Below are 6,000 nucleotides of genomic sequence, written 5' to 3' on the forward strand. Positions count from 1 at the left end.
GTGTCTGTCGCTGCCTGATGGCGCTACGCTTATCAGGCCTACAGGCTACTTATTTCTTTTCCAGCAGAGTGCGATAAATCAGGCCACCCAGGATACCGCCAATAATTGGCATTACCCAGAAGAGCCACAGCTGGTGCAGTGCCCAGCCGCCCTGGAAGATAGCCACAGCGGTACTACGCGCCGGGTTAACGGAGGTGTTCGTCACAGGAATGCTGATCAGGTGGATCAGGGTCAGCGCCAGACCGATAGCAATTGGCGCAAAGCCAGCAGGCGCATTCTTGTCGGTTGCACCGTGGATAACCAGCAGGAAGCCACAGGTCAGCACGATTTCAATCACGATAGCAGACAGCATGGAGTAGCCGCCTGGTGAGTGTTCGCCATAGCCGTTAGACGCAAAGCCGCTGGCTGCTGCATCAAAGCCAGCTTTACCGCTGGCGATGAGGTACAGAATAGCCGCGGCGATAATCCCGCCAACAACCTGAGCAATAATATAACCGATAACATCCTTAGCCGGGAAACGACCGCCCGCCCAAAGGCCCAGCGTCACTGCCGGGTTAAAATGACCGCCAGAAATGTGCCCTACGGCAAAAGCCATGGTGAGAACGGTTAAACCGAACGCCAGCGCAACACCCGCAAAGCCAATCCCTAACTCTGGGAACGCTGCAGCCAAAACCGCGCTACCGCAACCACCAAATACTAGCCAGAAGGTGCCAAAGCACTCTGCTGCCAATTTTCTAAACATAACCACCTCGAATCAAAAATATCATCGTCATAAAGGATGACGACTGAATTTATACCGACCTTAAATGAGCGGCAGGTATAGTCAGCGTTATTTTAAAAACTAACGTCATCCCTTAACCAGTTAAATAAATACGCGAACTTTGATGCAAAACAATGTGGTGTTAATCCTTAGACAATCCATTCATTGAATTAGAGTGTAGTGGATTATTTTCGGAATAATCGTGAAGAGTGATTGAGAGCGCACTTTATTACTTTTAGAGGTTAATAAAGCATCACTCCGTCTGAAAGTGAGGCTGTAAGCGGGTGTCAACGACACTGCATCCCGCTATACTGCGAAGATGAAAGGAGTGCAGGCGCGCCCTGTGTTACGGAGGAGTTATGCTTCTTGAACGCACCGAGATTGCAGGATTTCGCGGCATTAACCGTTTGTCGTTAATGCTGGAGCAAAATAATGTCTTAATCGGCGAAAATGCCTGGGGTAAATCGAGCCTGCTGGATGCATTAACGCTGCTGCTTTCCCCGCATGAAGGGCTTTACCACTTCGTCCGTAATGATTTCTGGTTCCCTCCGGGGGATGTCCAGGGGCGCGAACACCACCTGCATATTATTCTGACCTTTCGCGAGAATGAACCCGGTCGTTATCGTGGGCGACGTTACCGTGGGTTATCTGGCTGCTGGTCGTTATGCCCCGACGGCTACCAGCGAATTTTCTATCGCCTTGAGGGCGAGCTTGGCGCAGACGGCAGCGTGTTGACCCTGCGCAGTTTTATTGACTGTGACGGCCAGGCGCTGGAGCTTGATGATATCGATGCCTGTGCTCGCGAGTTAATTCGCCTGATGCCGGTGCTGCGCCTGCGCGATGCCCGTTTTATGCGGCGCATTCGTAATGGTACGGTGCCAAACGTACCGGATGTGGAAATTACCGCCCGCCAGCTGGATTTTCTGTCACGCGAACTGGTCACCAGCCCGCAAAACTTGAGCGACGGGCAAATCCGCCAGGGCCTCTCGGCAATGGGGCAACTGCTGGAACACTACTTTTCTGAGCAGGGTTCCGGCCCGGCAATTCAGCGCTTAATGCGCCGTCGCTCCCATGATGAACAGCGGAGCTGGCGCTACCTTGATCTTATTAACCGAATGATAGACAAGCCCGGTGCGCGTAATCACCGGGTGATTCTGCTGGGCATGTTTTCTACTCTGCTTCAGGCGAAAGGGACGGTCAGGCTGGACAAAGATGCCCGGCCGCTGCTGCTGGTGGAGGACCCGGAAACGCGACTGCACCCGATTATGCTATCCGTCGCCTGGAGCCTGCTGAACCTGCTGCCTTTGCAGCGTATTGCCACCACTAACTCAGGCGAACTCCTGTCACTGACGCCGATGCAGTACGTCTGTCGGCTGGTGCGCGAATCCTCTCGCGTATCCGCCTGGCGCTTAGGTCCGGAAGGCATGAACGCCGAAGACAGCCGACGTATTTCTTTCCATATCCGCTTTAATCGTGCTTCCTCTCTGTTTGCCCGCTGCTGGTTGCTGGTAGAAGGGGAGACTGAGACCTGGGTCATCAACGAACTCGCGCGTCAGTGCGGCCACCACTTTGATGCTGAAGGGGTGAAGGTTATTGAGTTTGCCCAGTCGGGATTAAAACCGCTGATTAAGTTTGCCAGCCGAATGGGTATCGAGTGGCACGTGCTGGTCGATGGCGATGAAGCGGGGAAAAAGTATGCGGCGACCGTGCGCAGTTTAGTGAACAACGACCGGGACCAGGAGCACCATCATCTGACCACGCTGCCGGCGTTGGATATGGAACACTTTATGTACAAGCAGGGGTTTTCCAGCGTCTATCATCGCGTAGCGCAGTTGCCGGAAAATATTCCGATGAATATGCGGCGGGTGATTACCAAGGCTATTCACCGCTCGTCGAAGCCGGATCTGGCGATTGAGGTGGCAATGGAGGCAGGCCGGCGCGGAACCGAAGCCGTGCCGCCGCTGCTGAAGAAAATGTTTTCCCGCGTCGTCTGGTTGGCGCGCGGGAAAGCGGATTAACGCTGAGCGGTGAACTGAATTTGCTGCTGGATTTCATCCAGTAGCGCATAGCGACGACGGTATTCCGCACGTTTTTTGCTGGCGATATCCGCAATATCCTTGCGAGGTATCTCAAGAGGGATATGGAAGTATCCCTCTTCATCGCAGATCCCCCCGACGGCTTCCCAGAACACATCATAATCTGAGAGAACTTTTTTGTTCTTATCGTGGTAACGTTCGCTGCGGAAAATATGTTTTTCATTGCTGACGGCAAGGATCTGCTCAACCTGCAGACGCTTGGCAAATTGGCACACAGCTTCCATGACCACGCGTTTAGGGAACAATCCGTGACAAGCCTTGGTGGCCTCCTGAATGGCTTCATGAGGAAGGTCGCGTCTGCCTCCCTGTAACCCGCCGATAAACAGCGTCCGCTTAGCATTGTAGTTGAGGACGGTGAAGGTCATTTCCGCTAGCGTTTCACCGTCGTTGTTACGGACAATGAGCGTACTCTCGCCTTCTTTGTCCAGGTTAATTTCCATGGTCATTTCAAAGCTGAATATCTCACCGTTTTTCCCCTCGACTTTGGCGAGCGGTAAATACTGCGAATTCAGATAGGTCCCAAACTCTTCTGGGGACATTGTCTCTGATAACAGCTTATAGTGATAACGCAGGGCATCCAGCACCATATGGCGATCAAAATTCATCGCCAGGTAGGGGCGATGCAGCCGAACAGGAAGGCGCGGCTGACGGGCCATCACGGCGCTAAGATTCGGCCACTGTGAAAGCTCACGCATTAAGTCACGGCTTAATCGTGGCATTAATAGAGAGCGCAGCATAAACTTCCGCCGAAAGCTGCGTTGGTGCCAGTGTTCCCCTGGGCGCCATTGTCCACTCAATAGGCTGAAAAATAGGCCAAGGCTGGTAAATGAACGAGTTGGGGTGAGCGAATTATCACTGAGCTGAGACATAGCTGACGACCTGAGTTATAAACTTTTAAAAAGTTTACAATTGGAAAATTAAACCGAATCTCAATCATCGGATAAATCTTAGGTTTCTTTAGAAGTTGTTTATCTTTGGTTTACGCTTGCTTTTACATTCTGTCGAATACACTGGGGAATTCAGGATTTTTATGAACATCAAGGGAAAGTTTAAAAAACGCTATGCGATCGCGGCTATCGTCGTGGTAATCGCTATGGTAGCGGTCTGGAAAACGCTAAATGCGCCATTACCCAACTACCAGACGTTGATTGTTCGCAAGGGCTCTCTTGAACAAAGCGTATTGGCCACCGGTAAACTCGATGCGCTGCGCAAAGTGGACGTCGGCGCGCAGGTGAGCGGTCAGTTGAAAACGCTGTCGGTGAATATCGGCGACAAAGTGGTGAAAGACCAGCTATTGGGGGTTATCGACCCGGAGCAGGCGCAGAACCAGATAAAAGAGGTGGAAGCGACGTTGATGGAGCTGCGGGCGCAGCGCCAGCAAGCGGAAGCCGAATGGAAGCTGGCAAGCGTGACCTTTTCACGTCAGCAGCAGTTGGCAAAAACCCAGGCGGTTTCACGCCAGGATCTCGATACCGCAGCCACCGAAATGGCGGTTAAAAAGGCGCAAATAGGCACGATTGACGCGCAGATTAAGCGTAACCAGGCTTCTCTTGATACCGCAAAAACCAACCTCGATTACACGCGCATTGTGGCGCCGATGGCGGGCGAAGTGACGCAGATTACCACCTTACAGGGACAGACGGTTATCGCGGCCCAGCAGGCTCCTAATATTCTGACGCTGGCGGATCTCCGTACGATGTTGGTTAAAGCGCAGGTGTCCGAAGCCGACGTCATTCATCTCAAACCGGGGCAGAAAGCCTGGTTTACGGTACTTGGCGACCCAATGACCCGCTATGAGGGCACGCTAAAAGATATTCTGCCTACCCCGGAAAAGGTCAACGACGCCATCTTCTATTATGCCCGTTTTGAAGTCCCTAACCCGCAGGCGGTGCTGCGTCTTGATATGACGGCTCAGGTGCATATTCAACTGAGTGGCGTAAACGATGTACTGACTATCCCGCTTTCCGCACTCGGCGATAGCGTCGGCGAAAACCGCTATAACGTGCGCCTGCTGCGTAATGGAGAAGTGAAAATGCGTGAGGTGGTCATTGGCGCGCGTAATGACACCGACGTTGAAATTGCTAAAGGGCTGGAAGAAGGGGATGAGGTCATTATCGGAGAAGGTAAAGCCGGGGCGGTAAAATGACCGCGCTGCTTGAACTCAGTGGCATTCGCCGAAGCTATCCGTCTGGTGACGGCAGCGTCGATGTGTTGAAGGGGATCTCCCTGCAGATCAACGCCGGTGAAATGGTGGCGATAGTCGGGGCCTCTGGCTCTGGAAAATCGACCCTGATGAATATTCTCGGTTGCCTTGATAAGCCGACGAGCGGCACCTATCGGGTTGCCGGGGTCGATGTCGCAACGCTTGATAGTGACGCTTTGGCGGCGCTGCGGCGCGAGCATTTTGGCTTTATCTTCCAGCGCTATCATCTGCTGTCTCACCTTACGGCGGCGCAGAATGTTGAAGTGCCTGCCGTGTATGCTGGCATGGAACGCAAAGCCCGCCTTGAGCGCGCCAGACAGCTATTGCAGCGCCTTGGGCTTGCCGATCGCGTGGACTACGCGCCATCACAGCTTTCTGGCGGTCAACAGCAGCGCGTGAGTATCGCCCGCGCGTTGATGAACGGCGGCCAGGTGATCCTCGCCGATGAACCGACCGGCGCGCTTGATACCCGTTCGGGTGAAGAGGTGATGGCAATACTGCATCAGCTTAAAGAGCAGGGCCACACGGTTATTATTGTTACTCACGACCCGCAGGTTGCTGCGCAGGCTGAGCGGGTGATTGAGATTCGCGACGGGGAAATTATTCGTAACCCGCCAGCGCGTCAGACCGCGGCGGCAGCCCGCGAGCCAGCGGCACAGGACGCGTCCGGTTGGCGGCAGTTCAGCAACAGTTTCCGTGAAGCGTTATCGATGGCCTGGCGCGCGATGGTCGCCAACAAGATGCGTACGCTGCTGACTATGCTTGGCATTATTATCGGCATTGCCTCGGTGGTCTCTATCGTCGTGGTGGGCGATGCGGCTAAGCAGATGGTGCTGGCCGATATCCGCGCCATCGGCACCAATACCATTGACGTCTATCCGGGGAAAGATTTCGGGTGATGACGATCCGCAGTATCAGCAGTCGCTGAAATATGACGACCT

4 protein-coding genes and 1 pseudogene are annotated in these 6,000 nt (G+C 53.7%); 3 read left to right on the forward strand and 2 right to left on the reverse strand.

Features of this window, described 5'->3' with window-relative positions:
• Positions 1-49: 49 nt before the first annotated feature.
• Positions 50-742, reverse strand: a complete 693-nt coding sequence (gene aqpZ, locus GKAS_RS12750; RefSeq protein WP_035894674.1) for an aquaporin Z — start codon at positions 740-742, stop codon at positions 50-52.
• 377 nt (positions 743-1,119) lie between these two features.
• Here aqpZ and GKAS_RS12755 point away from each other — a divergent pair, with 377 nt between their 5' ends.
• The gene (locus tag GKAS_RS12755; protein ID WP_035894675.1) at positions 1,120-2,778 is read left to right on the forward strand and encodes an ATP-dependent endonuclease; all 1,659 of its coding nucleotides are present in this window, start codon (positions 1,120-1,122) and stop codon (positions 2,776-2,778) included.
• Here the strand turns inward: GKAS_RS12755 and GKAS_RS12760 are convergent.
• Complete coding sequence (locus GKAS_RS12760) at positions 2,775-3,725, reverse strand: VirK/YbjX family protein (RefSeq protein ID WP_035894676.1); 951 nt, start codon at positions 3,723-3,725, stop codon at positions 2,775-2,777. The two genes, GKAS_RS12755 and GKAS_RS12760, sit on opposite strands and share 4 nt — an antisense overlap.
• 161 nt (positions 3,726-3,886) lie before the next feature.
• Between GKAS_RS12760 and macA the strand changes: the two genes are divergently transcribed.
• Together macA and GKAS_RS12770 are read left to right on the forward strand one after the other, a co-directional pair.
• Positions 3,887-5,002: a macrolide transporter subunit MacA gene (gene macA, locus GKAS_RS12765; protein ID WP_035894677.1), complete on the forward strand. Its 1,116-nt coding sequence runs from the start codon at positions 3,887-3,889 to the stop codon at positions 5,000-5,002.
• Positions 4,999-6,000: pseudogene (locus GKAS_RS12770) on the forward strand (ATP-binding cassette domain-containing protein); the annotation flags it as partial. The gene macA and the pseudogene GKAS_RS12770, both read left to right, overlap by 4 nt.

This window comes from Kluyvera ascorbata ATCC 33433 (assembly GCF_000735365.1).
Classification (GTDB): Bacteria; Pseudomonadota; Gammaproteobacteria; order Enterobacterales; family Enterobacteriaceae; genus Kluyvera; species Kluyvera ascorbata.

Bases quoted from the DNA above. Each gene is read 5' to 3' on its own strand.
- GKAS_RS12755 (WP_035894675.1), top strand. From the start codon at position 1,120: ATGCTTCTTGAACGCACCGAGATTGCAGGATTTCGCGGCATTAACCGT.
- macA (WP_035894677.1), top strand. From the start codon at position 3,887: ATGAACATCAAGGGAAAGTTTAAAAAACGCTATGCGATCGCGGCTATC.
- aqpZ (WP_035894674.1), bottom strand. From the start codon at position 742: ATGTTTAGAAAATTGGCAGCAGAGTGCTTTGGCACCTTCTGGCTAGTA.
- GKAS_RS12760 (WP_035894676.1), bottom strand. From the start codon at position 3,725: ATGTCTCAGCTCAGTGATAATTCGCTCACCCCAACTCGTTCATTTACC.